Raw genomic sequence first — 22,847 nt, forward strand, 5'->3', positions numbered from 1 at the left:
ATGGAAGAGCAGCAGAAAGAGCAAAAACAAGAAAGAGTAAAGTTAACAGCAAAAGAAGCGTTTGACTTTGGTCCGGTTTTCGAGTACTTCTTTCGAAAGAAAGATCCTAACAGACCTTCGAACTTCAATTTGAAGATGATGCACGGCATCAACAAGATCTCGATCATCATGTTCCTGATCGCTTTGACGGTGATGATCGTGCGGTTTATTACTCGTTAATCAAACTGTTTAAATCCAATATCTAAGTATTCCAGTTGCCAGAGCTCTTCGCTCTGTTTCAAATGCAACTAGCCAATAATTGGAGTTTCTTTGTTAACCTTAAATAGTAGGTAGGCATTCTGATTAGGGTTTGGAAAGAAATTGAATTGATTAATGGGTTCTCCATTTTGTTCCTCTTTCAAAAACAAGTGTACTGTAGAATCGTCAAACTGACCCCATTTTTCAGACCTTATGAGTATTTCTTGATCTGCAAGAGCCATGGAGACAACTCTGTTGGGTCCTCCCCAGATCTCCATTATTCGACCATAGACTTCTATTCCCGGATTCCTTAAAATGACCTTGGCATTATACCTCAAGTAGCCTGAAGATGCTCGGAATTCCTCATAAACAACCTGAAGGTCCTTAGTGCCATCGCCATCGATATTTATTTGGTCGCTAAAGGTTTTTGAGTTGATCTCATTAGTATTGGTTTGTCCCACCAAAGTCATTTCTGATTTATCGAAGGTTTGGAATTCGTCAATGCTTGAAAGATCCCCTACAATGATTGACAAGGTAGTTTCTTCATCATTCTGACATGATAAGCATAGAAAAATTGGAGAAAGTCCAATAAGCGTTAACTTCAGTAAGTGAATAATAAAGCGATCTATGTACATAGATGAATTTAGGGAATTCTGCTTAAAGAAGTCTGGCGTAACCGAATTGACCCCATTTGGTCCTGATACCTTGGTGTTCAAGGTCATGAATAAGATGTTTGCTATTACAGGCATCGACGAATTTGAGTTCATCAATCTAAAATCGACACCAGAAAAGGCGATTGAACTACGGGAAACATGCGAAGGCATAAAGCCGGGTTGGCACATGAATAAAACGCACTGGAACTCTGTATTTACTGATGGAACAGTGAGTGACCAGCTGATCAGGGAGCTTACGGATGAATCCTATGATTTGATCGTTGCCAGCCTGCCTAAGAAAACACAGCAGGAGTTAGCGGAAATCAAGGCACGATCTTAATGCCATAATTATGGAAGCTGTAGTTGTCATGGTCCGACACACTTAATTCTATCCACGCCAAATAGCGTGTGTTTCCATCTTGCATTCTAAAGGCCACAAACCTATTGTCAAGGCCATTCCATAAGCCCGTGGTGCTGCGAGAAGTAGGATCGTAAACACCGAGTGGTGCTTCCTCTACCGAATCCCAGGCGCCCTCTTCAAAACGAATGATATCACCACCATTCAGTGGCACCACGAACCCGTCAGCATTCACCAATACCTCAGCATTTGTTGCTTCATTCGCAGTGGAAATCACCAAACCCTTGTCACCGAAAAAGTCTTGATAAGCCCGCAGGATTAGGTCAATGTCATTGTTTTGGTCCAAGTCCAATTCCCTAAGGTTCGAATGAATATCGTCTCGCTCTATGGTGATTGGGCCCTCCAACCCGAGAAGTCGTACCCCTGCTCCATCATCACCCATGATCAACTGGCGTTGCTCGTCCGTAATGGTTGGACCGTTATCGCTCTCACAGGAAAGGATAAAAAGGCTAACAATTAGTAGGTAAGCGGAGTGGTATAACTTCATTGTGACGTTTTTAGGTTTGCCAATATAACGTTTGTTCCTTGATCGGGTTTTCAAATGGGACGTGTTCTTCTTGGCACTTCTCATACCGTGTTCGGATGGCATTGTACCATTTGGCTTGCATATCCGGGTCTCCCATGAGCATGAGAGGAGGATTGTTGTTCAACCCTTCTTTTAACTTTTTAAAGACATCAACATCTTGCTGAATGAAGGTATCTGCGAACCGATAGAAGATCGGTTTGAGGAACTTGATCCACTTGATGTCAGTATAAATGAACTGCGTTAATTCCGTTGTATGCTCATTGACAGGGGTAAGGGTGGTCATGATCACAATGTCATTTTCACCTACTTTTAGGTGTTCAATGCGTATACCAGGAATCTGAAAACTGATCTCTGTCGTTTGCTCCTTCTTCAAGATCTTATAAGCCGCTGAGTTTTTACTTGGGGCATGCCTGACCATCGTAAAGCCCAAATGTGAGGGGGCGAATTTTTTCGTTTTGAGTTTGAGGTTCGTCTTTTTTCTAAAAAACCAGGACTGATGAACGAAAGGAACATGCGCAGGGTCGATCAGTCCGATGACTGAATGATCAAGTCCGCAATCCATCGTTTTGGCCGTCACCAGGTCGAAGGATTGATTTTCATTCAAAGGGAATTGTGGGAGTAGGGTTTCGTCAAAGTCCTCCGGTTTTCGAATGTCCTTGGGGAGGTAGATCAAGACCAAACCATGCATTTCTTTAAGCAAGTAATAGGGAGCCCTTACTTTAGATACATCAAGTTTCGATTGTGGAGGGAGCGCCGGTATTTTGGAACAAACACCATTGGGTTGGAATCTCCAACCGTGATAGCAACATTCGATTTCACAGCCGTCAAAAGTTCCATAGGTCAATGGTATGCCTCTGTGAGGACATTGATTTCTCAATGCGAAGGCTTTTCCATCATTTGCACGGCCAAAACAGATCTTTTCCCCGTCGATCTCTTTTTCAATGGTCTTGCCTATTTCCAGTACAGAACTATGACAAGCAACATACCAGATATTGCGTAAATTTTTAGAACTTGATTTGCTCATAATTATGATTGCCTACAAACATACACAATGGCATAGAATGTAGGAAATGATGTAGGTCAGGTATTCTTATTTGATGACCTCTTGAAGAACCTCCAGCTTCCCATCAATCTCAGGCAATTCAGTTATTCCGAGCAGTTTCGCGATCAGAGGATAGATGTGAACATTTTCAAAAGTAGACAGCCGTAATCCTTCTTTAAGCTGCGGGCCATTGGCATAGAAAATGCCCTGCATGTCTTGCATTTCATAAGGATCAAAGCCGTGTTCACCTTTAATGGAGCGGGTTTCGACAATTCCTTCTATGCGACTTGATGAACTCAAATAATGCTCGGTGTTCATGGTGACTATGATGTCACCAATGCGAGATGCATTGCCTTGGTAATGCCATTTTTTAGGGAAATCCTTTCTTAAAAACATCTGATAGCCTTCTTCTCTTTTCTTTAACTCACGGTAGATCTTTTTGATGTTCTTTTGCTCATTCACGTAGAAGTGAGCATGAGCACCATTAGAAACAAATTTATAGTCCGATCTATTAAGGCCGGTTTGTAATTGTTCAATAGAGATGTAGTTGTCAGGGCTTGGTGGAATTTCGTGCATGCCATGGTCACTGACCAAAAGGACATTGATGTCCAGCGGTAAATCTTCAATTCCTTTCATTAATAGCCCAAGGAGGCGATCAGCCTCTAATACCGAGCGTTTAGTGGATTCAGCATTTGGACCAGCACGGTGACCCTCTGAATCGACCAATGAGAAATACAAAGTAATGAATTGAGGCCGCTGCTCAGCAGGTAATTTAAGCCATTCCATGGCTGCCTCAATTCGTGTTTCGTTGGCGATTGCCCCGTCGTAGATGTGGTAGTAATCGGGAAATCTTCCTTTCACCGGTGCTTCGGATCCCACCCAAAAATAGGAAGCGGACTTCATTCCATGTTCTTGCACCAATTGCCATAAGGGTGTCCCTCCATAGAACCGGGCATCCTCGACTACCTTGCGGTTCCCGATGGTGTAGGTAAGGCCAAGGTCGCGATCGTAGAAGCTGTTGTCAACCAAGCCATGGTGGCTAGGGTACAAACCCGTCACGATACTGTAATGATTGGGGAAGGTTTTGCTTGGGAACGAGGGAATGAGCCCTTGGGCTGCTACTCCTTCATCGATAAATGCCTTAAAGTTTGGTGCATCAAATTTTTCCACATAATCATGCCTGAACCCGTCAAATGAAACCAGCACTACGATGGGTTTATCTTCTTTTTGAATGGCAGCGATCTTGGCGAATGAGACATAGCTCAAGACCAACAACAAAATGATCAGTTCAAAATTCTTTTTAAGCACACCCAAAGGTAAGTCGGGATTGATAAAGAAACATCAATCCACGATTATCAAAGCTTTACGAAAAGGTAAATCAGTTAGTCAAAATAGGCGAGGTCAACATCAATAGTGAGATTGGCCTCGTTCATAATGGTTTTAGCGAGTCCCTTCGTACGGCTCATTTCGTATTTAAAAAAGAATTGCATCGTGTGGATCTTACTTTCGTAGAAACTCGTTTGAAACGCAGTGTTTTTATCGTTCAATGCCTTTTGCGCAGCAGCGGCCATTTTTAACCATTGCCAACCCACCACAATGGTACCAAACATGTCCATGAACGGTGTGGCATCAGCTAAGAATTTCTCAAAGTTGCCGGTTTTAGCAATGGGTAAGAGATGTCCCAGGACCTGCTGCACAGTTGCCAAGTTGGTTCCTAGTTCCTCAGCGTAAGGGCTCAGTTCAGGATATAGAGCTGCTGCACCGATGGTTTGCTGCATCTCTTGCGCAAGCAGTGTGAGGGCTTTGCCATTTTCTAAGGTTACCTTTCTCCCAAGGAGATCGAGCGATTGAATACCGGTTGTTCCCTCATAGATGCTAATGATCCTCATGTCTCGATAATATTGCTGTAGAATGAAATCCATACAGAAGCCATATCCTCCCAGTACCTGTAGACCTTGGCTTACGGATTCTAATCCTTTTTCGGAAGGATAGGTCTTGGTGATCGGGGTGAGTAATTCCAATAGCAAATGATAATGATGCTTTTCATCCTCATTCGAGGCGGTTATTTCTTTATCGACATAATACGAGGCTTGAGAGATCAGGGCAGCTGAACCTTCAACAATCGCCTTTTGAAAAAGCAGCATGCGCTTCACATCCGGATGATTGATGATCAAGGTTTGTCCTGCTTCAATGTCTTTTTTACCTGAGGCGTTTAGCTTTCTTCCTTGAGGGCGTTCTTTCGCATAAGCCAAGGAGGCATAGTATGCAGCAGAAGCGATCCCGGCACCCATTCTGCCCGTCGCGATACGGGCTTCATTCATCATTTGGAACATGTAGTTCAAGCCTTTGTGCGCTTCACCCACCAAATAGCCTTCTGCGTCTTCAAATACCAAATGAGAGGTACAGTAACCTCGTTGCCCAAGTTTCTCAAACTCACCTGCTGTGATCACCTGTCTTTCACCTAGGCCTTTCGCCGTTAGCTTTTTTGCGGGCACTACAAAAAGAGACACGCCTTTGGTGCCCGCTGGAGCGCCCTCTATTCTTGCCAAGGTCAGATGAATGATGTTCTCTGCAAATTGATGGTCGCCTGAAGAGATGAAGATCTTTTGTCCATTGATGCTGTAGCTACCATCTTGCTGAGGTTTCGCGGTGGTTACAATGTCTGAGAGCGAGCTTCCTGCCTGAGGTTCAGTAAGGCACATGGTGCCTGTCCATTCCATTTCTAGCATTTTGGGTAGATACGTCGACTTAAGCTCATCATTGCCGAAAGATGCGATCAAATTTGCAGCGCCTGCAGTGAGGCCTAAATATCCGGTCACGTGGTTGTTCGCTGCTTCCATCAAAAAGTACGCGGCATGAAATAGCATACTGGGCATTTGTAAGCCTCCAATTTGTTCTGGGAAGAACGAACTCACCAAGCCTAATTCTGCCGATTGTTTGAAGATCTTTTCAAACTGAGGGTGGATGTGAATTCGCCCATCTTTGAAATAGGCTGGTTTTTCATCCATCTCTTTGATGTATGGAAACAGCTCAGCATCTGAAAAATCTTTGATGGCATCAAGAAATAGATTAGCCGCTTCTTGATCATAATTCGCAAACAGCGGTTGTTCATAAATCTCTTGGGCATTGTGCACATCATGCATTAAGAACTTCAGCGTTGCTAAACTTGCGTAATCGTTTTTCATATCTATTTCTTGCAATTTGGGGCGAGCCCCGGGGTTTCTATCAAATTTCCATTGTCAATATACCAGTCAAACCATTCCCCACCACTACCATCGGCCCAAGTATTGAGATCGAAGCGGTCATTTCCCGATGCATCGGCCATGATGCGGTAGACAGAGAGGGCCTTTTTGCTGGCGATCCAAGTTAATGACTGATTAGGTACACTCTTTTCTGGAAGGGAGGCATTGCTGCAATTGGATTGAATAAAGTAAACGGCATTGGCTTTTTCAGGCGCTTTTCCAAAGACCTTGGCCAAGCCGTCTTCTTCTATACAGACGGCGGTGTATTCATCACAGGCAATACCAAAAACTCGTTTTTCTTCTTCTTTTACAATTCTACTGATGAACGCAGCATGTCTTCCTTGTCGGTTTCGGTCTGCGTAGTGGGTGTCCGTAATGGTGTGCTGAAGCAAGTCAATTTCCAGGAAGTCATTGCCGAGCTTCAGTTTTTCATGGTAGGGGTTAGCAAGCGCCTCTTCCGATTGAATGGTGCCATTCTCCGCGCTGAAATACCATTTCCCAAGTACGGTCATTCCTGCACTTGTACCGCCAATGGCTCCTCGCTTTTTATTGATGTGTCGATTGATGGCACGTTTCATTTTTGATTGCCCCCAAATATTGACGTAGTTGAATTGGTTTCCACCTGCCATCCAAATCACTTCTGCTTTTTCGATCTTGTCAATAACGTAGGGATGGTTTGCTGCTTCGAGGCTGTTGATTACTAAACTTTCCACAGAATTCACTTCGACACCTAGCTTTGAGTAGAGATACTCGTTGTAGCCATCGCTTCCTGAGGCCCGTAAGACCAGCACGTCTCCTCCTTTTGCCTTTGCTAAGAACCATTTCATTGCGGCATCATGCTCTGACCTACCGCCCATCATCGTAATGCCAAAGTCGGGCTGTACCTTTTTGTCGATCGGATTTCCGGAAAAATAGGAAGTATATGGTTCTTGCTTGCTCAATTCTTGGGGCGTTGAAGGAGCCATTTGAACCCAAAGGAACTGGATTAGGCTGATCAAGAGCAGTAGCGGGTTGTCCATCTTTTATCGATTTTGTAATGGGTTTAAAGTAACGGAGCCAATAAGCGGCAAAGCGATTCTTTCAATTTAGCAGGTGTTTTTCTGGCCATCCATTTGTTCAGAACTGCCTGTTGGCAGTCTTTCATGTCTTCTTCAAACTGAGCATGCAGTGTGCTGATCAAGGCTTTATCATACAGGTAGGTATTGACCTCATAATTGAGGTCGAAACTTCTATAATCCATGTTAGAAGTGCCTACCGAAGCAAAGTTATCGTCGATGATGATCACCTTAGAATGGACGAATCCTTTGGTATAAAAATAAACCTCAATCCCCAGACGCAACAACTGCTTTACGTAGCTGAGTGAGGCCGCCTGTACGATCCAAGAATCACTTTGATAAGGAATCATAAGCTGTACACTTACTCCACTTTTTGTTACAGTACTTAAGGCATTCATGATGCTCTCCGTAGGGATGAAGTACGGTGTGGTGATTCGAATGCGTTCCTCCGCCGCATTAAAGGCCAGCAAGAAGGATTCCATGATGCTGGCTAGTTCCCAGTCGGGACCACTGGCATTGATCTGAACGGGTTGTGTTCCCGCAGCTTTAAAGCTGGGGAAGTAATTGGGGCCATCGTTCAACTCTTTACCGGTAACGAATTGCCAACTCAGCATAAATAGAAACTGCAGCGTTTTCACACTTTCTCCTTCAAGCATCAAATGTGTGTCTCGCCAGAACAGTTGATGTTTGCCATTATTTAAGTACCTGTCGTCAAGGTTAATGCCTCCGGTAAAACCGACTTTTCCGTCGATGACGATGATCTTACGGTGGTTTCTATAGTTGATCTTACTAGTGAATGACGGAAACAAAACAGGCATGAATTCATAGATCTCAATACCCGCAGCCCTTACTTTTTTAAAGTATGCTCGTTTCAAACCTAAGGAGCCGACACCATCGACAATGATTCTTACGCGAACGCCTTCTTTCGCTTTTTGCATGAGTAATTCCGTCAATTCACCACCCACATCATCATCAGAAAAAATATAGTACTCCAAATGGATATGTTCCTTGGCCTTGAGAATCGCTTCTTTTACTGCAGGGAATTTTTGTTCACCGTTTTTTAAGATGCGCACCTTATTGTAAAGGGTGAGGGGAGAAAGGTCACGCATCAAAAAGTTGATCAACTTGTGGTACTTGTTGAAAGGTCGATAGTTTTCAGGAATTTCTAAGGGTGTTCGTTTGTCTAGGTGTTGCTCAACGTATTTTTCGCCAAAGGCTTGATTGATCAACTTTCTTTTATTGAAGATTTTCTGTTTCCGTAGGTTCTGACCAAAGAAGAAATAGATGATAATGCCAAGCACCGGCAACAGCAGCAAGAGCAAAAGGTAGGAGTGGGTTTTGAGCGGATTTTTATTTTCTAAGAGCAAGCTGGCTACCGCATAAATCAGCGCTAAGACGTAAATGGGGAAAAGATATACCGAATATTCCTGCCAAAGCTCGAGCATGGATGAATATAGCTATTTGAAGAGTTGCTTCACAAAAGAAAAACCAAAGTCTAAAATAGGAGTGGAGGACATTATCTTGATTTCTTCTTTTAGGCTGGTCTCTTCATCCAGAAACTTGAATACCGCTTGGGCGCCATTTTTCTCAAAAAGATTGGTGAAGATATCCTCACCGGTGAATTTTCCTTTCGTCAGTACATCCAATAAGGTGGCGTCATAGGCTTTGAATCGTTTTTTCTGATGGGGAAGCTCATGATCAGGGGCAAGACCAAGGGCCACGTTGGCTGTCATTTTTTTAAGGATGTGTTGTGCCCGCAGGAAAGAGTAACCTGTGCTTGCTTTAGCGAAACCTCCTAGAATGCCGATGTTGAAGACATGATCACTCACCCGGATATTGAATGGATAATCCGTCATCGGGATGACCCCTGCTTCTTCTTCCATTAGTTTGTACTGCTTTATGCCCAAGCTCGTAATGTAGTTTTCAAGTCTTTGCGTATAGGCCTCCTCCGATAAAAGGGTTTTGTTAAAAACAGTATATTCAACCAAGGCCTGCTGTGCGGAAAGGGGCAGCACATAACCAAATCGACAGTCTCCCTCTTGATCTACAGAAAAGTCCATGTAGGTCACTCTATCCGGATCGAATTGCGGTTCTTTGGTTTCAATGAACCAGCCTTTAAAGTGTTGAAGCACATTATTGGCATTGTTAAAATTCAGCTGCCCGTAATTGATGGTACTATTGAAGACCAGCTCTCCTTTAAACACCTCTTTTTCAGTTCTTATTTCGCCATCAGGGGCAATGGAGATTACTTCATCCTGTATCCATTCGACATTAGGTGTAGCCTTTATCTTAGGAATGAGGTGATCGTAGAAGTCTATTCCACGGATCATTTTGTAGGCATAAGGGGCCAGCGTATAGGTTTGTTCGAAGTGGCTTCCTTTGACCAATGCCTTTGACCAGCGTTTATGAACGAGGTCTTCGAAAAGGTTTTCCTCCTTTTCCCAAAAGCACCAGGTTCTATCATTACGAACTTTTTTGTCCTTGTCGATCACAAGAATTGATTTGTTGCCGTCCTTAAGATCTAAGAGAAGGGAAGTTAAGGTCAAACCCGAAGCGCCTGCACCGGCAATGATGTAATCGAATGATCGCATAGTTCGCTTAAACTTACCACAAAAAGCCAAAAGGAATGATGTGAAGGCTGAACTTTACCGTTCATGTGTTGCTTTTTGTCTTTTCTAGTTTGAGAGACTAAAAATGTTAAATTTACGTCCCTTTTGGGTGAAAATTAACAAAACAACCGTCATTAGCCTGCTTTTAGCGTGCCTGTTCTCGTCGTGCGCTTTGCAAATGATATGTCCTGCATATCAAAGTGCTTTTATTCTGGATGAATATGAGCAGAGGGAGGCCTATTCCCTTTTTACCGAAGTCGATGGGACAGTGGTGTCAAAACGGCCCTATGGTTACAGATTTGATGCTGCTCGAGGCGACACCCTCATGGAAAAGTTTATTTCTGGCACGTCTGGAAAAGGATTTAGGGTACAGAGAGGCCGAGTACATCCCTATAAAAAGTATGGCTTTACCTATGAGGGTTGGAAAAAGGAAAATCTAGTTGCCAAGATCTTCAAAGGCAGAGAAAAACCTGTACTGGAAAATCCTTATCTGTTCGATCGACTCTTCAAAAAGAAACCATTTTACCAATTGGATGGACAAGAAATGGACTTGGTTCACTTCAACAGGACAAGATATGACCGTCTTGTGGCGGAGGTTATTGACACGGCACGTTACCGACAGCTTATGGCCGAATACGATTCCATGCCCCCACCAATTCAGGTGCAGCATGCCCCCTTATTACGCGGTGGTTTTAATGTAGAGCAGGAAGAGTATAACCGTAAATTTGGCGGGTACTTTTTACGAGTGAAGCCTCAACCAAAACCTTCAGCTACTGATCAGGGACAATTGGTAGATTCTACCGCTGCCGATACGACCAAAAGGAAAAAAGGGATATTCGGTCTATTCAAAAAGAAAGAGAAAGAAGAGCAGGAAGACCCGAATAAGGATACAGGTTCGAATGAAGATGCCGTCAGAAAAGAGGACGAAGAATAACCGATCAGTTTTCTCTATTGAAGTAGAAATGGTTTAACTCGTCGGAATTTGCCTCAATCAGATCGATTAATCCATCTTGATTGAGATCTCCTGCAATGATGTCATAAGTTGCAAAATTCATTTCCCCCAAGCTGACCTTCTGCCATTCCAGTCCTTTCCCTTTATTCAGGAAAAGGGTATTGGGCTGTCGTCCATTTGCGAAGACAACGTCCAGTTTACCATCGGCATCTAGGTCAGCAAGTTCAACGGCATAGGATCGGTCGGAGGAGGCATCAATGATGACTGCTCGTGCATAGCTATTTTGTGCATCTCCAAAATAAATGGCATTGGCTTCACCAATGTTTGCGGTAATGATGTCCAGGTATCCATCCTTATCGAGGTCCGCAATTGCCACAGATCGGGTTTCATCTTTTCCAGAACCAAAAGGAATCCGTTCTTGAAAATCTAGGCGGCCATTGTTGAGGTAAATGTAGTTTTGTTGCCCATCTCTATTGGCTAAAATGAGGTCGTTGTGGCCATCTTTATTCATGTCTGCTATGGCGACATCTATAGTAGAATCATCAGCAGAGCCAAAACTGAGTACTTCATCAAAGGACGCATTTCCATTATTCAAACAGATCTGGTTGACGCGTCCTCTATTGGTGATCAGGATATCGATATCGCCGTCTTCATCCATATCGGCTAAAGTGATGTTGCGCGTAGGTGCATACTCGTCACCAAAGGTGCCGTTGCGACTAAAGTTTCCTCGACCGTCATTGAGGTAGATGGCATTGGGCGCCATGTCATTACCCACAGCAATGTCAAGGTCGCCATCTCCGTCGAGGTCAGCCAGTTCAGTAGCATAGGATGTTTCCTTGATGAGGTCTAACGGCATGGCTACAGTGAAGATGCCGTTTCCATTGTTGAAATACACTTGGTTTTGTTGAGGCCAGTGACGACCATTGGCTGCGACAATATCCAGGTCGCCGTCATTGTCAATATCTCCTAAACTTATAGAAGCTGTTTTTTCCTCTTTTGAGCCAAAAATCAGCCGGTCATTCGTCCTGAAACGTTCCTGTGATAGACTGATTGGTGCAGAAAGAATACATATAACTAGGCAGAGGACGAGCTGTTTCATAGCCTAAAGTAGCTAAAAACCATGATTTAAATCATACTTGGGCGTAACAGAGGTTACAGAAAACTTTCCTCGGGATTTCCAATTTTGGACTACCACTTTGGAAAAATATATCACTATGAAAGTAGAACAATTATACACTCAATGTTTAGCAGAAGCCGCTTACTATATTGAATCCGATGGAGAAGCTGCTATCATTGATCCATTACGTGAGGTTCAACCATATTTGGACCTAGCTGCAGAGAATAGCGCAAAGATCAAATATGTTTTCGAAACGCATTTCCATGCAGATTTTGTTTCCGGGCACATTGACTTGGCTGCAAAAACAGGTGCCAAAATCATTTTTGGGCCCACGGCTCAGCCCCAGTTTGATGCTGTAGTGGCAAAGGACAATGAAGAATTTACTATTGGTAAAATCAAGGTCAAGGTCTTGCACACACCTGGACATACCATGGAGTCATCCACTTTCCTTTTGATCGACGAAGAAGGAAAGGATCATGCCATCTTTACTGGAGACACCTTGTTTTTAGGAGATGTTGGTCGACCTGATCTTGCGGTAAAAACCGATTTAACCCGAGAGGATTTGGCAGCACATCTGTATGATTCACTTCGTCTCAAGATCATGCCTTTAGCAGACGATGTCATCGTTTATCCGGGTCATGGCCAAGGTTCTGCCTGTGGAAAGAACATGAGTTCTGATACGGTGGACACTTTGGGTAATCAGAAGAAATTCAATTACGCCCTTCGTCCTGACATGGGTAAGGAAGAATTTATCAAAGAAGTAACAGCCGACCTCGTGGCTCCACCGCAGTATTTTCCAAAGAACGCGGTCATGAACAAAATGGGCTACGATAGTATCGACAATGTGCTGCACCGTGGAGTGCTACCGCTAGATCTGAAAGAGTTCAAACAAACCATAGAAAAGAACAAAGCCATCGTCATTGATGCTCGTCACCAAGATGATTTTGCTAAAGGTTACATTCCAAATAGCCTTTTCATTGGTATTGACGATAATTTTGCTCCTTGGGTAGGCGCATTGATCAACGATTTGCAAACACCTATCGTCTTTATTGCGGAGGAGGGAAAAGAAGAGGAGGTTGTTATTCGCCTTTCGCGTGTAGGCTACGACAATACCTTGGGTTTCCTCAAAGGAGGAATTGAAACTTGGAGCGCAGCTGGAGATCCTGTTTCTACCATTGCAGAGATTGAAGCCGAAGCCTTAGCTCAACGGTTTAATGAGGGCATCAATATCTTGGATGCCAGAAAGCAAAGTGAATTCGAGTCACAGCATGTTGATGGAGCGGAAAATTACCCGCTTGATTTTGTCTGGGACCAATTGGATAAGATAGACAAAAACACCCATTGGTTTGTGCATTGTGCAGGTGGCTATCGATCAATGATCATATCGTCCATCTTGGTATCCAACGGATTCAAACACATTACAAACATCAAAGGAGGCTTTGAAGCCATTCAAGCCACTAAAATTCCTTTGACGTCATTTAAAGAGCAAGTCACTATGCTTTAGTGAACTGGTTAAGTTGATGGTTGAAAGCCCTGTCGATACGCGTCGGGGCTTTCTTTTTTTAAACAAATCGTATCATTCTCCATTTAGTGATTATGCAATTAACCGCTCGAGAGATTGATCGTATCATTGAAATGGCTTGGGAAGATCGCACTTCCTTTGATGCCATAGAAGCACAATTTGGGCTACCCGAAAAAGAAGTCATTAAACTGATGCGCAAGGAAATGAAACCTAGCTCATTTCGAATGTGGCGTGAAAGAGTACAGGGCAGAAGCACCAAGCATAAAGCAAAGCAATCCAGCGATCGCTTCAAGTGTTCTCAGCAAAAGCAGATCAGCTTGAATAAGATCAGCAAGCGTTAATCTACGATGCCCTCATAGATGAGTGCATACAACTCCTCCCAGAATTGATTGTTGCTAAAACCAGCGATTTGGGTCATGCCCGTGAAAACCAGCTGCTCTGCTGGATCGATGAAGAATTTTGTTTGAAATAGCCACTCCATTCATAGGTCCCAGGACTCTTGGGGGAGCGGTTGCTTGGTTTGTCTTGATACAAGGTGAAACCTAAACAGAAGGAACCATCAGGGCTTAGCCGAGCATTCTCATAATCGTTGAGCACTAGTGGCATTTGATCTGTTGTCATCATAGCCAATGCTTTTTCAGACAAGATGTCCCCACCGCCTTCAACAAGGGTTTGAATGAATTTTGTGTAGTCCATTGCTGTACCCGATAAGCCGGCTCCACCAGCAAAAAAGTTCCGAGGTCCTTCAGTTGGGTAGGCAGCAAGCGCTCCTTGTCCTATCTTCTCGGCAGTCATCCATTGCCCATTTACTTTAAACATCACAGGAGTCAATCGTGAGAATTTATCCTCCGGCAAATAGAAATGGGTGTCCATCATACCCGCTGGTTCAAAAACATGTTCGGCGAAATACTCATCCAAGGGTTGGCCTGAGACCACTTCAATCACCCTTCCCAACACGTCCATGTTCAATCCATAGGAAAATCGTTCACCCGGTTGATGGGCTAAGGGCACTTCTGCCAGTCGATCTATCCATTCTTCTGTAGTCCATTCGGGATGCGAAAAGCCGACGTTCATATCAAACTGTTCATAGACCGCCATGAGTTTACCGGGGTTGAAACTGCCGTAAACAATACCCGAGGTATGCGTCAGCAAATTGCGGATGGTCACTGCTTTTTGCACCGGTACGGTGGTAAAGCTCGAGTCAGAAGGATCAAATTCGTCTAGGACCACCATGTCTGAAAAACTTGGGATGTACTGATAAACAGGTGCATCTAATTCGATCAGCCCCTCATCGACCAGCTGCATGATGGATACGCTGGTAATGGCCTTTGTCATGGAGGCTAAACGATAGATATCATCGTTCTGATAAGGCGTTGTTTCATTTATGGCTCCAAAACTCTTATTGAGCACTGTTTTGCCCTCTTTTGCGATGACAAAAGTACCGCCCGGAATGATTCCCTCATTGACAGCTGACCTAATGTAGTCGTCAATTTCTCCCAGTATTTCAGAAGAAAAACCAACTTCTTCAGGTGTGGCGGGTGTCAACCATGACGATTGCTGCTGGCAGGAGGCAAACGAAATAAAGATTAGTACGAGTGAAGCGAACTTTTTCATTAGGCTTTTTTTGAAGTTAAGGATTCAATAGGAATTTCAGGGCAATATTTGCACTTGTTACCGGGGTCTCTTCCATAGGGACATGTCCTGCATTTTCGATTATTGCGACTTTTGCATTAGGAATGCGTTCTGCAAATGTTGTGGCGTTACTTACGGGGATCCACTGATCGTCCGCACCCCAAATGATCAATGTGGGGGCCAAAATTGAAGGTAGTTTATCGGTAATATCTGGATTGACTACACGGGCTCTGTCACGAAAAGCAACGCGATTACCGGCTCTAAGTGCCATGTCGTGGTAGCGAGTGACCAATTCATTAGTGACCTTTCCATCATCGAAATAGACCTCTTTCATGTTCTTTTTGATGAATGACTTAGGAGTGATGAACTCAAGGAGTTTTCCTAAAACAGGATTTCTGGCCAGTTTAAATACGGCAGGGTCCTCGCGGTCATCTGGAATCCCAGAGGCATCCAACAAGATCAACTTCTCCACTTTATTGGGGAACTCTGCAGCAAAAGACCAGGCAATGCCTCCGCCTAATGAATTGCCTGCCAGTGAAAAACGCTCCAATCCGATCTTCTCTACGAACGCATTCAAGAATGCAGTGTAAGCTTCTATGCTGTAATCACGAGTTGTAGAAGGTCCTGTTAGACCGAAAGCGGGCAAGTCAAGGCGAATGATGCGGAACCGGTCTTTGAGCTGCGATGTCCATCCATCCCAAGTGTGTAGGGATGAGGCTGTCCCATGAAGCAAGAGCAAAGGAGGTCCTTCTCCTTCTATTCGATAGTGGACCTTGGTGCCTTCGATCTCGATAAATTCCGAATAGGAATTGGCATACGTTCTCTTTAATTCTTCTACCGATAGATCGGAGTAGAATGAAGTAACCAGTAGAAAGATTGCGACAGCCAGCAGGCCTAAGCCAATATAGCTGAAGGTCTTTTTCATTTGGACAGGTCGAATAGAATTTTGCCTTTTCGTCCTTCTCCTTCCATATGGGCAATGGCTTTTTGCCACTCATCGAGGCTGTATTCTGCCTCAACCGCTGTTTTTAGTTCGTTCTTGGTGAGCATTCCGAGGATCTTCGGTACGATACTTCGACGTTCGTCTCCAGATAAATTCATGAACCAGGTGGTCAGCCAAAAACCTTGAACATGCAGATCTTTGAAGATCAAAAGGCCACTGTTCAAAGGAATGGGTTGTAGACTCAAGAGTCCATAGACCTGTAATAAGCCGCCACTTTGAAGGCAATTCAGCACCTTATCACCCAGTTCACCGCCAACAGCATCGAAGGCTGATTTTGCCATTGCGCCATCGGTCGCTGTTTTAACTGCTTTAAAGAGGTTTTCTGTTTTCTCATTGATAATGGTATGGGCGCCTAAGGCAAGCAATTCTTCTTTTTGCTCATCTCTTCTGACGGTTCCTATGACGTTGATACCTCTTGTCGATGCGAATTGAATCACAAACTTGCTGAAAGCCGAGGCAGCGGCAGTAATGAGTAAAAAGTCACCTTCTTCCAAATCCGCCTTGATCAACATGCCATAAGCCGTTAGCGGGTTGATGAAGGCTTGTGCAGCTACATCATCAGGCAAGCCTGGGGGTTGTGGTATAACCGTATTGGCGGCGACACAAACGTATTCAGCCCAGACACCTTGCTGCGTAAAAATGACTTGAGAACCAACCGGCATCTCGACACCATCGCCACAAGAATCGACTACTCCACAGGCCTCAAAGCCCCCTATTTGGGGCACATGCGGCCTTAAACCATACATGCCTCGAATGAACATGATGTCAGCCGGTACAATATTGGCCTTGGAAACTTTTACACAGATTTCACCCGGCCCGGGCTTGGGTTTATCAATGTCTTTCAGTTGGAGTACTTCTTGCGGTAAACCGATGTTTTCAAATAGGAGTGCTTTCATAGGTTGATTTTTTAATCGTTCTTCTCGTTGGTTTTTCCTTTAGGTGTTCGATCAGTTCTTATCCTGGAGCGATAAAATGTGTCCAATGCTTTAGCTGTTCGATGAGCATGAAAAGGAATTTAACCAATTACTCGTCATGCATACTAAATTAAATCATTTATCTTAGATACCCTTCAAGGAACTCACTTATATGAAATACATCAATCAATTTGATTTGACTGGTAAAGTGGCAATTGTCACTGGCGCCAGTAAAGGCATAGGAAAAGAAATGGCCGTTGCCTTGGCCCAACAAGGAGCTCATGTGGTGGTGAGCAGTCGAAAACAAGAAGCCGTAGATGTCGTTGCTCAGGAGATCCTTTCCCAAGGTTGGCAGGCCTCTGCCTCTGCTTGCCATATGGGCGATGACGACGACATTCGGCGCTTAGCAGAGCATACGATTAAAGCCTTGGGCGGAGTAGATATTGTGATCAATAATGCGGCCGCAAACCCAGTATTTGGTCCAATAGAAGAAGCGGGAGATGAGGCTTTTGATAAGATCATGCAGGTAAATGTAAAAGGGCCTCTTAACCTCGCCAAGTACTGCTTAGAAAGCATGAAAGAAAGGGGCGGAGGAGCAGTGGTAAACATCAGCAGCATCGAAGGCATCACACCTGGACACGGCTTGGGGCTTTATTCTGTGAGTAAATCGGCATTAATTCAACTGACGAAGGTCATGGCGAAAGAATGGGGACCCCATAGCATTCGGGTCAATGCGATCTGCCCTGGTCTTATCAAAACAAAATTTAGCGAGGCCTTAACATCGAACGATCAAATTCTCAAGATGGTCATGAAGAAACAAGCCTTGCCCATGTTGGCTGAACCCCAGCACTTAGCGACCCTTGCACTCTACTTGTCTTCCGATGCTTCTCAGTTCATTTCAGGTGCTGTCATCACCGCCGATGGTGGTTTTACGATATAGAACCTAGAGGTGGGACATGCGTATTGAGACTAGAGCTGATTTCTGATTGACTATTATACTGAAAACCAATATCCAAATGAACCAACTATTTGCTACCGATAAACTCAAGGAGCTCTATCCGAAGATCAAGATATTTGTGGAAGAGGAACTGTATCCCACAGAGTTGCATTTGTTGCAAGACGATTGGTCCGAGACAGCCCTTACTTTAGCTTCTAAGCGCGAAAAGGCCAAGAGTCTCGGAATCTGGGCACCGCATCTATCTGAAGAAGAGGGAGGCCAAGGGCTGAGCATGACGGAGTTTGGTCAAATTTCAGAACTTTTGGGGACCTCAGTAATTGGGCATTACGTGCTGAATTGTCAGGCTCCGGACATAGGCAACATGGAGTTATTGCATCAATTTGCTAATGAAGACTTGAAGGGGCGCTACTTGAAACCGCTCATGGATGGAGAGATTCGGTCCTGCTTTGGCATGACAGAACCTGAATTTGCCGGCTCTAACCCGGTGAACATGGCGACGACCGCTGTTTTTGTCGGAGATGAGATCGTTTTGAACGGGCACAAGTGGTTCACGACAGCTGCCGATGGGGCAACTTTTTGCGTGGTGATGGCGGTGACCGATGCAACCGCAGATCCGTATGCCAGAGCGAGCATGGTTTTGGTTCCAACAGATGCTCCGGGATTCGAATTGGTCAGGAATATTCCGATCATGGGAGATTCAGGGGGAGGTTATTTCAGTCATGCAGAAATTAGGTTGCATGATGTCCGCGTTCCTAAGAACCATCTGATCGGTGAAGTTGGACAAGGCTTTAAGATGGCGCAATATCGCTTGGGTCCGGGTAGGATACATCATTGCATGCGCTGGATAGGGGTTTGTGAACGTGCCTTTGATATGATGTGTCAACGAGCCGCTTCACGTGAGTTGGGCAATGGAAAAAAACTTGGTCATCAACAGACCATTCAAAATTGGATAGCAGAGTCTCGAGCCGAGATCGACGCTTCTCGCTTGCTCGTTTTGAATACAGCAAGAAAAATGGATGAAGAAGGAGCGAAGGCTGCTCGATTAGAAATATCTACCATCAAGTTTTATGTAGCGAATGTACTGATGAAAGTGCTGGATCGAGCGATACAAGTGCACGGAGCATTGGGCATAACTGACGATACCTTACTTTCATTTTGGTATCGGCATGAGCGAGGAGCCAGAATCTATGACGGGCCGGATGAGGTGCATAAGTCGAGTTTAGCCAAACATATACTCAAGGGATACGGATTAAAATAAACGTCACTGCGAGGCACGAAGCAGTCTTTTTGCGATTAAGTAGATCGCTTCGCCCGTTTCACTTCCTCGCCATGACGACAGCGATATGATAGACCAACCAAAAGACATACGCCAGGGAGAGGAATTGAATCTCGAAAAGTTAACGGGTTATTTGACAGAGCATCTAAAGGGTTTTTCAGGTGAACTGGAGCTCAGTCAATTCCCATCAGGATTTTCCAATCTCACTTACCTACTGAAGTCAGGAGAGAAAGAATACGTTTTAAGGCGACCGCCCTTTGGTGCAAATATCAAAGGGGGGCATGACATGAGTCGTGAATATCGAGTGCTTAAAGCACTGGAGAATTTCTATCCAAAAGCCCCGAATCCTGTCGTCTTCTGTGATGATCAAACCATCTTGGGCTGCGATTTTTACCTGATGGAGCGCGTAACAGGCGTGATCCTGCGCGGAAAGCCACCAAAAGAGCTTGATCTCTCTTCCGACACCATGCGCGCCATCTCTACGGCATGTGTTGATCACTTGGCCGACCTACATCGAATTGATTTAAAGGCCGCAGGACTTGAAGATTTTGGCAAACCAGAAGGCTACACCCAGCGTCAAGTAGAGGGTTGGGTTGCGCGCTATTACAAAGCCGAAACCGATCAAGTGGAATCCATGGACCTGGCCGCAGACTGGCTTCAAAAGCACCTCCCAGAGCAGACCTTAGTTTCACTGATTCACAATGACTACAAATACGACAACCTCGTGTTGAATCCAGCGGATCTTAGCGACATCAAAGCGGTGTTGGATTGGGAAATGGCGACCATTGGAAACCCTTTAATGGACATGGGTACTTCTTTGGCCTATTGGGCCGAGGCGGGAGATTCGGATGTCCTCAAGCCCTTTAGTTTGACCTGGCTGCCAGGTAATTTTACTCGAAAGGAATTTGTTGAGCGGTATGCAGAACAAACGGGCTATGATTTAACGGATCAGTTGTTTTACTATGTTTTTGGTGCGTTTAAAATTGGTGTGATCATTCAACAGATCTACGCACGATACAAAAAAGGATTAACGCAAGATCCTCGCTTCGCTCAGCTGATTTATGCTGTTCAAGCCTGCGGCGCCAATGCGGTGATGGCGTTGGAGAAAGGGAAAATATAAAAAGAACGTCATTGCGATGATCCCGAATAGGGAGAAGAAGCAATCTAATAATCTGCTTCGTTCCTCGCAGTGAAGACAAATGCTTAGAAATTCATCCTGAATTGATTTCAGGATCTGATTGAAAAGATTCCGAAAAAAAGTCGATCTGGCGGGAGACAGGTTCGGAATGACGAAAACAAAAAAGGAATAGAAATGAAACTACAACTACAAGACATCAACAAAGTCCTCATTCTCGGAGCGGGAACCTTAGGCCTAAGGGTAGGACTCCAATCAGCGATAAGTGGATTTGAAACCACCATTTACGACATAAAGGATACTGCGCTTGATTCGGCAATAAAAACCCAAGAAGGTATTCTTCATTACCTGATCAAATCCGGAAAATTGACCGAAGCACAAGCGGAGGCAGCCAAAGCTCGGTTGACGTTTACCACATCGGCAGAAGAAGCAGCAGACGATGCGGATTTCCTTAACGAATCAGTGACCGAAAACCTGGAATTAAAACGGAAAGTATGGATTCAGTTTGGTGACTTATGTCCTGAGAAAACCCTTTTTACCTCCAACACTTCCTATTTATTGGGCTCACAATTAGCCGATGCATCGGGTAGACCTGAACGTTTCTGTAATTTTCATTTTCATGATGTTTTTTATGCCAATGTCGTGGACGTAATGCCTCACCCCGGAACGGAAGAATGGATTCCACCAGTATTGATGGAATTAGGTAAAGTGCTTTGGCAGACTCCTGTGTACGTCAAAAAGGAAAATCCTGGTTACATTTTCAATTACATGCTGATGGCCTTAATCGGTGCTGCCGGATCGCTCAAAACCTTGGATATTGGGTCCATTGAAGACATTGATCGCAGCTGGATGGGTAATTTTAAAATGGAAATGGGTCCTTTTGGCGTTTTGGATACTGTGGGCTTAGATACGGCCTGGCACATAACCAGTGCTCAATCTGATAAAAAGAGCCAGGCTTTTGCCGCTTTATTGAAGAGCTATATTGACCAAGGTAAATTGGGCGTTAAGACAGGAGAGGGGTTCTACCAATACCCAAACCCTAAGTACAAAGCAGAAGGATTTGTTGAAGGTTGATCAGTTCTGTTGAGAGATCTGGTGCTGGAGTTCTTCGATTTTTTCTTGTTTGACTGTAAGCGCTTTTCGTTGCTTTCCCATCGGTTCTCCTTTGAGTGAGGACAACTCCAGTGAAATCTTGTACATCAATTCTTCCAATGCTTCGAGCAGCAGGTCTTTATGTTGAGTTTCTATCTTGATCATAAACAAAAATAGCACAACCATGCGATTGTGCTACTTGTGGGCCCACCTGGGCTCGAACCAGGGACTTTCTGATTATGAGTCAGATACTCTAACCAACTGAGTTATAGGCCCTGCATTTTATTTAACGTCGTTTGCAAATTTCGACAATATTATTCTTTTGGCTCAAATACTGACGCTTCGTGCATCAACTTGACTGCTTGCACGTCAAGGCCATGGACTTTTCCCGATAAATCGGGATCAGATACGCTAACCAACTGAGCCTGCCGACCGTAAATAAGCTTGCTTATTGAGGGTGTGTTGTAGGCCCTATCCAAAGTTCTTAGGAGACCTTTGAAAATTGGAGTGCAATGTTACATATTTGCGCCAAATTAAACAAAGCAAATGCAGGCCGACTTAGCTAAAATTAAACACATCATTTTTGACCTCGGTGGTGTGATCATTGATTTGGACGAAGGAGCGACAACGCGAGCTTTTGCAGAGTTGTTCAACAAAAGTGAAGAGGAAATTCAGGCTTTTTCACAACAAGAGTTTTTCAAGGCCTACGAAATCGGCGAAATTGACGACCCAACTTTTCGTGCCAACATACGCGAAGCTTTTGAATTTACAGGCCCTGATGAGCGAATTGATGCAGCCTGGAATGCCATGCTTGGCAAGATTGACAAGGACAAAATTGACATGCTAGAAAAGCTGGCTAAGCAGTATGACCTTTATGTGATGAGCAACACCAACGACATTCACGTAAGGCTGTTCGATCGTGTGTTTGAATACATGTCGGAGGGTAGACCAGCACGTTCATTTTTTAAGCAGGTCTATTTTTCTCAGGAAATTGGGGAGCGCAAACCGAACGCAGGGGCTTGGCAGTTGATTCTCAATGATCACCAGTTATCTGCGCATGAGTGCTTGTTCATTGACGATAAAGCCAAAAACACCTTGGCGGCTGAAGCACTGGGCATCCAAACCTTTCTCAACGAGAATCCAAGGGATTGGATGAGGCTGTTTCAAACGAGCTGACGAAAGGCTTCAATACCTCCTGTCAAGCTGTAAACCTTCTTGAACCCCTGTTGGGTTAGGTATTTCTGCGCTTTTTTAGACCGGTCTCCCGAATTACAGTGCAAAATGATCTCTTGGTTCTTGTAGGCATTTAGCTTATCAAGGAACTGAGGTAACTCTCCAAGAGGACAACACTGATCTGCTATCGATTCTTCCTCAAATTCCCATACTTCGCGCACATCAATGAATAGGAATTGATCTCCTTTGTTCTTTCTACTCAAGAGGGCTGCAGCAGTTATTTCTTTCATA

General features: G+C 44.4%; 24 protein-coding genes and 1 tRNA gene. 10 read left to right on the forward strand and 15 right to left on the reverse strand.

The window, feature by feature from the left end; genetic code table 11:
* Positions 1-219 (forward strand): DUF6728 family protein, encoded by a 219-nt coding sequence (locus tag AC2D6U_RS02460; protein WP_484719351.1) that lies wholly within the window; start codon positions 1-3, stop codon positions 217-219.
* Positions 220-287: 68 nt separating this feature from the next.
* Here AC2D6U_RS02460 and AC2D6U_RS02465 read toward each other — a convergent pair whose 3' ends face one another.
* Positions 288-770: a hypothetical protein gene (locus tag AC2D6U_RS02465; protein ID WP_484719352.1), complete on the reverse strand. Its 483-nt coding sequence runs from the start codon at positions 768-770 to the stop codon at positions 288-290.
* A gap of 94 nt (positions 771-864) precedes the next feature.
* Between AC2D6U_RS02465 and AC2D6U_RS02470 the strand changes: the two genes are divergently transcribed.
* Positions 865-1,230: an MmcQ/YjbR family DNA-binding protein gene (locus AC2D6U_RS02470; protein ID WP_484719353.1), complete on the forward strand. Its 366-nt coding sequence runs from the start codon at positions 865-867 to the stop codon at positions 1,228-1,230.
* Here AC2D6U_RS02470 and AC2D6U_RS02475 read toward each other — a convergent pair.
* From AC2D6U_RS02475 to AC2D6U_RS02505, 7 genes are all read right to left on the reverse strand, one after another.
* Complete coding sequence (locus tag AC2D6U_RS02475) at positions 1,214-1,795, reverse strand: hypothetical protein (RefSeq protein WP_484719354.1); 582 nt, start codon at positions 1,793-1,795, stop codon at positions 1,214-1,216. The two genes, AC2D6U_RS02470 and AC2D6U_RS02475, sit on opposite strands and share 17 nt — an antisense overlap.
* 10 nt (positions 1,796-1,805) lie before the next feature.
* The gene (locus AC2D6U_RS02480) at positions 1,806-2,858 is read right to left on the reverse strand and encodes a Rieske 2Fe-2S domain-containing protein (RefSeq protein ID WP_484719355.1); all 1,053 of its coding nucleotides are present in this window, start codon (positions 2,856-2,858) and stop codon (positions 1,806-1,808) included.
* 66 nt (positions 2,859-2,924) lie between these two features.
* The gene (locus tag AC2D6U_RS02485) at positions 2,925-4,184 is read right to left on the reverse strand and encodes an alkaline phosphatase family protein (protein ID WP_484719356.1); all 1,260 of its coding nucleotides are present in this window, start codon (positions 4,182-4,184) and stop codon (positions 2,925-2,927) included.
* Between the two features lie 74 nt (positions 4,185-4,258).
* Entirely contained in the window at positions 4,259-6,061 is a 1,803-nt protein-coding gene (locus tag AC2D6U_RS02490) for an acyl-CoA dehydrogenase family protein (protein WP_484719357.1), read from the reverse strand.
* Between the two features lie 2 nt (positions 6,062-6,063).
* Positions 6,064-7,137: a cyanophycinase gene (locus tag AC2D6U_RS02495; RefSeq protein ID WP_484719358.1), complete on the reverse strand. Its 1,074-nt coding sequence runs from the start codon at positions 7,135-7,137 to the stop codon at positions 6,064-6,066.
* A 23-nt stretch (positions 7,138-7,160) separates the two neighbouring features.
* Complete coding sequence (gene cls / locus AC2D6U_RS02500; protein ID WP_484719359.1) at positions 7,161-8,618, reverse strand: cardiolipin synthase; 1,458 nt, start codon at positions 8,616-8,618, stop codon at positions 7,161-7,163.
* A gap of 12 nt (positions 8,619-8,630) precedes the next feature.
* Entirely contained in the window at positions 8,631-9,764 is a 1,134-nt protein-coding gene (locus AC2D6U_RS02505) for a lycopene cyclase family protein (protein ID WP_484719360.1), read from the reverse strand.
* A gap of 196 nt (positions 9,765-9,960) precedes the next feature.
* Here AC2D6U_RS02505 and AC2D6U_RS02510 point away from each other — a divergent pair, with 196 nt between their 5' ends.
* On the forward strand, positions 9,961-10,716 hold the full coding sequence (locus AC2D6U_RS02510) for a hypothetical protein (RefSeq protein ID WP_484719361.1): 756 nt from the start codon (positions 9,961-9,963) through the stop codon (positions 10,714-10,716).
* Positions 10,717-10,720: 4 nt separating this feature from the next.
* Here AC2D6U_RS02510 and AC2D6U_RS02515 read toward each other — a convergent pair whose 3' ends face one another.
* Positions 10,721-11,833: an FG-GAP repeat domain-containing protein gene (locus AC2D6U_RS02515; RefSeq protein ID WP_484719362.1), complete on the reverse strand. Its 1,113-nt coding sequence runs from the start codon at positions 11,831-11,833 to the stop codon at positions 10,721-10,723.
* 115 nt (positions 11,834-11,948) lie between these two features.
* Between AC2D6U_RS02515 and AC2D6U_RS02520 the strand changes: the two genes are divergently transcribed.
* Positions 11,949-13,355: an MBL fold metallo-hydrolase gene (locus AC2D6U_RS02520; RefSeq protein ID WP_484719363.1), complete on the forward strand. Its 1,407-nt coding sequence runs from the start codon at positions 11,949-11,951 to the stop codon at positions 13,353-13,355.
* 92 nt (positions 13,356-13,447) lie between these two features.
* On the forward strand, positions 13,448-13,714 hold the full coding sequence (locus AC2D6U_RS02525; RefSeq protein ID WP_484719364.1) for a TIGR03643 family protein: 267 nt from the start codon (positions 13,448-13,450) through the stop codon (positions 13,712-13,714).
* 73 nt (positions 13,715-13,787) lie between these two features.
* Here the strand turns inward: AC2D6U_RS02525 and AC2D6U_RS02530 are convergent, their stop codons facing one another.
* The 3 genes from AC2D6U_RS02530 to AC2D6U_RS02540 are packed head-to-tail and all read right to left on the reverse strand — an operon-like array spanning position 13,788 to position 16,904.
* Entirely contained in the window at positions 13,788-14,987 is a 1,200-nt protein-coding gene (locus tag AC2D6U_RS02530) for a serine hydrolase domain-containing protein (protein ID WP_484719365.1), read from the reverse strand.
* Between the two features lie 16 nt (positions 14,988-15,003).
* Positions 15,004-15,930 (reverse strand): alpha/beta fold hydrolase, encoded by a 927-nt coding sequence (locus tag AC2D6U_RS02535; RefSeq protein WP_484719366.1) that lies wholly within the window; start codon positions 15,928-15,930, stop codon positions 15,004-15,006.
* Positions 15,927-16,904: a zinc-dependent alcohol dehydrogenase family protein gene (locus AC2D6U_RS02540; protein WP_484719367.1), complete on the reverse strand. Its 978-nt coding sequence runs from the start codon at positions 16,902-16,904 to the stop codon at positions 15,927-15,929. Before AC2D6U_RS02540 ends, AC2D6U_RS02535 begins: the two co-directional genes overlap by 4 nt.
* 190 nt (positions 16,905-17,094) lie before the next feature.
* Here AC2D6U_RS02540 and AC2D6U_RS02545 point away from each other — a divergent pair, with 190 nt between their 5' ends.
* The 4 genes from AC2D6U_RS02545 to AC2D6U_RS02560 all read left to right on the forward strand — a co-directional run bounded on the left by AC2D6U_RS02545 (position 17,095) and on the right by AC2D6U_RS02560 (position 21,365).
* Entirely contained in the window at positions 17,095-17,862 is a 768-nt protein-coding gene (locus AC2D6U_RS02545) for a glucose 1-dehydrogenase (RefSeq protein ID WP_484719368.1), read from the forward strand.
* Between the two features lie 76 nt (positions 17,863-17,938).
* Positions 17,939-19,138, forward strand: a complete 1,200-nt coding sequence (locus AC2D6U_RS02550) for an acyl-CoA dehydrogenase family protein (RefSeq protein ID WP_484719369.1) — start codon at positions 17,939-17,941, stop codon at positions 19,136-19,138.
* Between the two features lie 85 nt (positions 19,139-19,223).
* Complete coding sequence (locus AC2D6U_RS02555) at positions 19,224-20,276, forward strand: phosphotransferase family protein (protein ID WP_484719370.1); 1,053 nt, start codon at positions 19,224-19,226, stop codon at positions 20,274-20,276.
* Between the two features lie 192 nt (positions 20,277-20,468).
* The gene (locus AC2D6U_RS02560) at positions 20,469-21,365 is read left to right on the forward strand and encodes a 3-hydroxyacyl-CoA dehydrogenase NAD-binding domain-containing protein (RefSeq protein WP_484719371.1); all 897 of its coding nucleotides are present in this window, start codon (positions 20,469-20,471) and stop codon (positions 21,363-21,365) included.
* On the opposite strand, the gene AC2D6U_RS02565 is transcribed toward AC2D6U_RS02560, so the two are convergent.
* Both AC2D6U_RS02565 and AC2D6U_RS02570 read right to left on the reverse strand, forming a co-directional pair.
* Positions 21,366-21,548, reverse strand: a complete 183-nt coding sequence (locus AC2D6U_RS02565) for a hypothetical protein (RefSeq protein ID WP_484719372.1) — start codon at positions 21,546-21,548, stop codon at positions 21,366-21,368.
* A 37-nt stretch (positions 21,549-21,585) separates the two neighbouring features.
* Positions 21,586-21,659: transfer RNA gene (locus AC2D6U_RS02570), tRNA-Ile, on the reverse strand.
* A 270-nt stretch (positions 21,660-21,929) separates the two neighbouring features.
* Here AC2D6U_RS02570 and AC2D6U_RS02575 point away from each other — a divergent pair.
* Positions 21,930-22,559, forward strand: coding sequence for an HAD family hydrolase (locus tag AC2D6U_RS02575; protein WP_484719373.1), 630 nt, complete (start codon positions 21,930-21,932; stop codon positions 22,557-22,559).
* Here the strand turns inward: AC2D6U_RS02575 and AC2D6U_RS02580 are convergent.
* Positions 22,547-22,846 (reverse strand): rhodanese-like domain-containing protein, encoded by a 300-nt coding sequence (locus AC2D6U_RS02580; protein WP_484719374.1) that lies wholly within the window; start codon positions 22,844-22,846, stop codon positions 22,547-22,549. The genes AC2D6U_RS02575 and AC2D6U_RS02580 overlap by 13 nt on opposite strands.
* Between the last annotated feature and the right edge of the window lies 1 nt (position 22,847).

The sequence above is a fragment of the Roseivirga sp. YIW32 genome (genome assembly GCF_057219245.1).

Coding starts and splice junctions, on each gene's coding strand:
- AC2D6U_RS02460 (WP_484719351.1), top strand. CDS start 1: ATGGAAGAGCAGCAGAAAGAGCAAAAACAAGAAAGAGTAAAGTTAACA.
- AC2D6U_RS02470 (WP_484719353.1), top strand. CDS start 865: ATGTACATAGATGAATTTAGGGAATTCTGCTTAAAGAAGTCTGGCGTA.
- AC2D6U_RS02475 (WP_484719354.1), bottom strand. CDS start 1,795: ATGAAGTTATACCACTCCGCTTACCTACTAATTGTTAGCCTTTTTATC.
- AC2D6U_RS02480 (WP_484719355.1), bottom strand. CDS start 2,858: ATGAGCAAATCAAGTTCTAAAAATTTACGCAATATCTGGTATGTTGCT.
- AC2D6U_RS02490 (WP_484719357.1), bottom strand. CDS start 6,061: ATGAAAAACGATTACGCAAGTTTAGCAACGCTGAAGTTCTTAATGCAT.
- AC2D6U_RS02495 (WP_484719358.1), bottom strand. CDS start 7,137: ATGGACAACCCGCTACTGCTCTTGATCAGCCTAATCCAGTTCCTTTGG.
- cls (WP_484719359.1), bottom strand. CDS start 8,618: ATGCTCGAGCTTTGGCAGGAATATTCGGTATATCTTTTCCCCATTTAC.
- AC2D6U_RS02505 (WP_484719360.1), bottom strand. CDS start 9,764: ATGCGATCATTCGATTACATCATTGCCGGTGCAGGCGCTTCGGGTTTG.
- AC2D6U_RS02510 (WP_484719361.1), top strand. CDS start 9,961: ATGATATGTCCTGCATATCAAAGTGCTTTTATTCTGGATGAATATGAG.
- AC2D6U_RS02515 (WP_484719362.1), bottom strand. CDS start 11,833: ATGAAACAGCTCGTCCTCTGCCTAGTTATATGTATTCTTTCTGCACCA.
- AC2D6U_RS02520 (WP_484719363.1), top strand. CDS start 11,949: ATGAAAGTAGAACAATTATACACTCAATGTTTAGCAGAAGCCGCTTAC.
- AC2D6U_RS02525 (WP_484719364.1), top strand. CDS start 13,448: ATGCAATTAACCGCTCGAGAGATTGATCGTATCATTGAAATGGCTTGG.
- AC2D6U_RS02530 (WP_484719365.1), bottom strand. CDS start 14,987: ATGAAAAAGTTCGCTTCACTCGTACTAATCTTTATTTCGTTTGCCTCC.
- AC2D6U_RS02535 (WP_484719366.1), bottom strand. CDS start 15,930: ATGAAAAAGACCTTCAGCTATATTGGCTTAGGCCTGCTGGCTGTCGCA.
- AC2D6U_RS02540 (WP_484719367.1), bottom strand. CDS start 16,904: ATGAAAGCACTCCTATTTGAAAACATCGGTTTACCGCAAGAAGTACTC.
- AC2D6U_RS02545 (WP_484719368.1), top strand. CDS start 17,095: ATGAAATACATCAATCAATTTGATTTGACTGGTAAAGTGGCAATTGTC.
- AC2D6U_RS02550 (WP_484719369.1), top strand. CDS start 17,939: ATGAACCAACTATTTGCTACCGATAAACTCAAGGAGCTCTATCCGAAG.
- AC2D6U_RS02555 (WP_484719370.1), top strand. CDS start 19,224: ATGATAGACCAACCAAAAGACATACGCCAGGGAGAGGAATTGAATCTC.
- AC2D6U_RS02560 (WP_484719371.1), top strand. CDS start 20,469: ATGAAACTACAACTACAAGACATCAACAAAGTCCTCATTCTCGGAGCG.
- AC2D6U_RS02565 (WP_484719372.1), bottom strand. CDS start 21,548: ATGATCAAGATAGAAACTCAACATAAAGACCTGCTGCTCGAAGCATTG.
- AC2D6U_RS02575 (WP_484719373.1), top strand. CDS start 21,930: ATGCAGGCCGACTTAGCTAAAATTAAACACATCATTTTTGACCTCGGT.
- AC2D6U_RS02580 (WP_484719374.1), bottom strand. CDS start 22,846: ATGAAAGAAATAACTGCTGCAGCCCTCTTGAGTAGAAAGAACAAAGGA.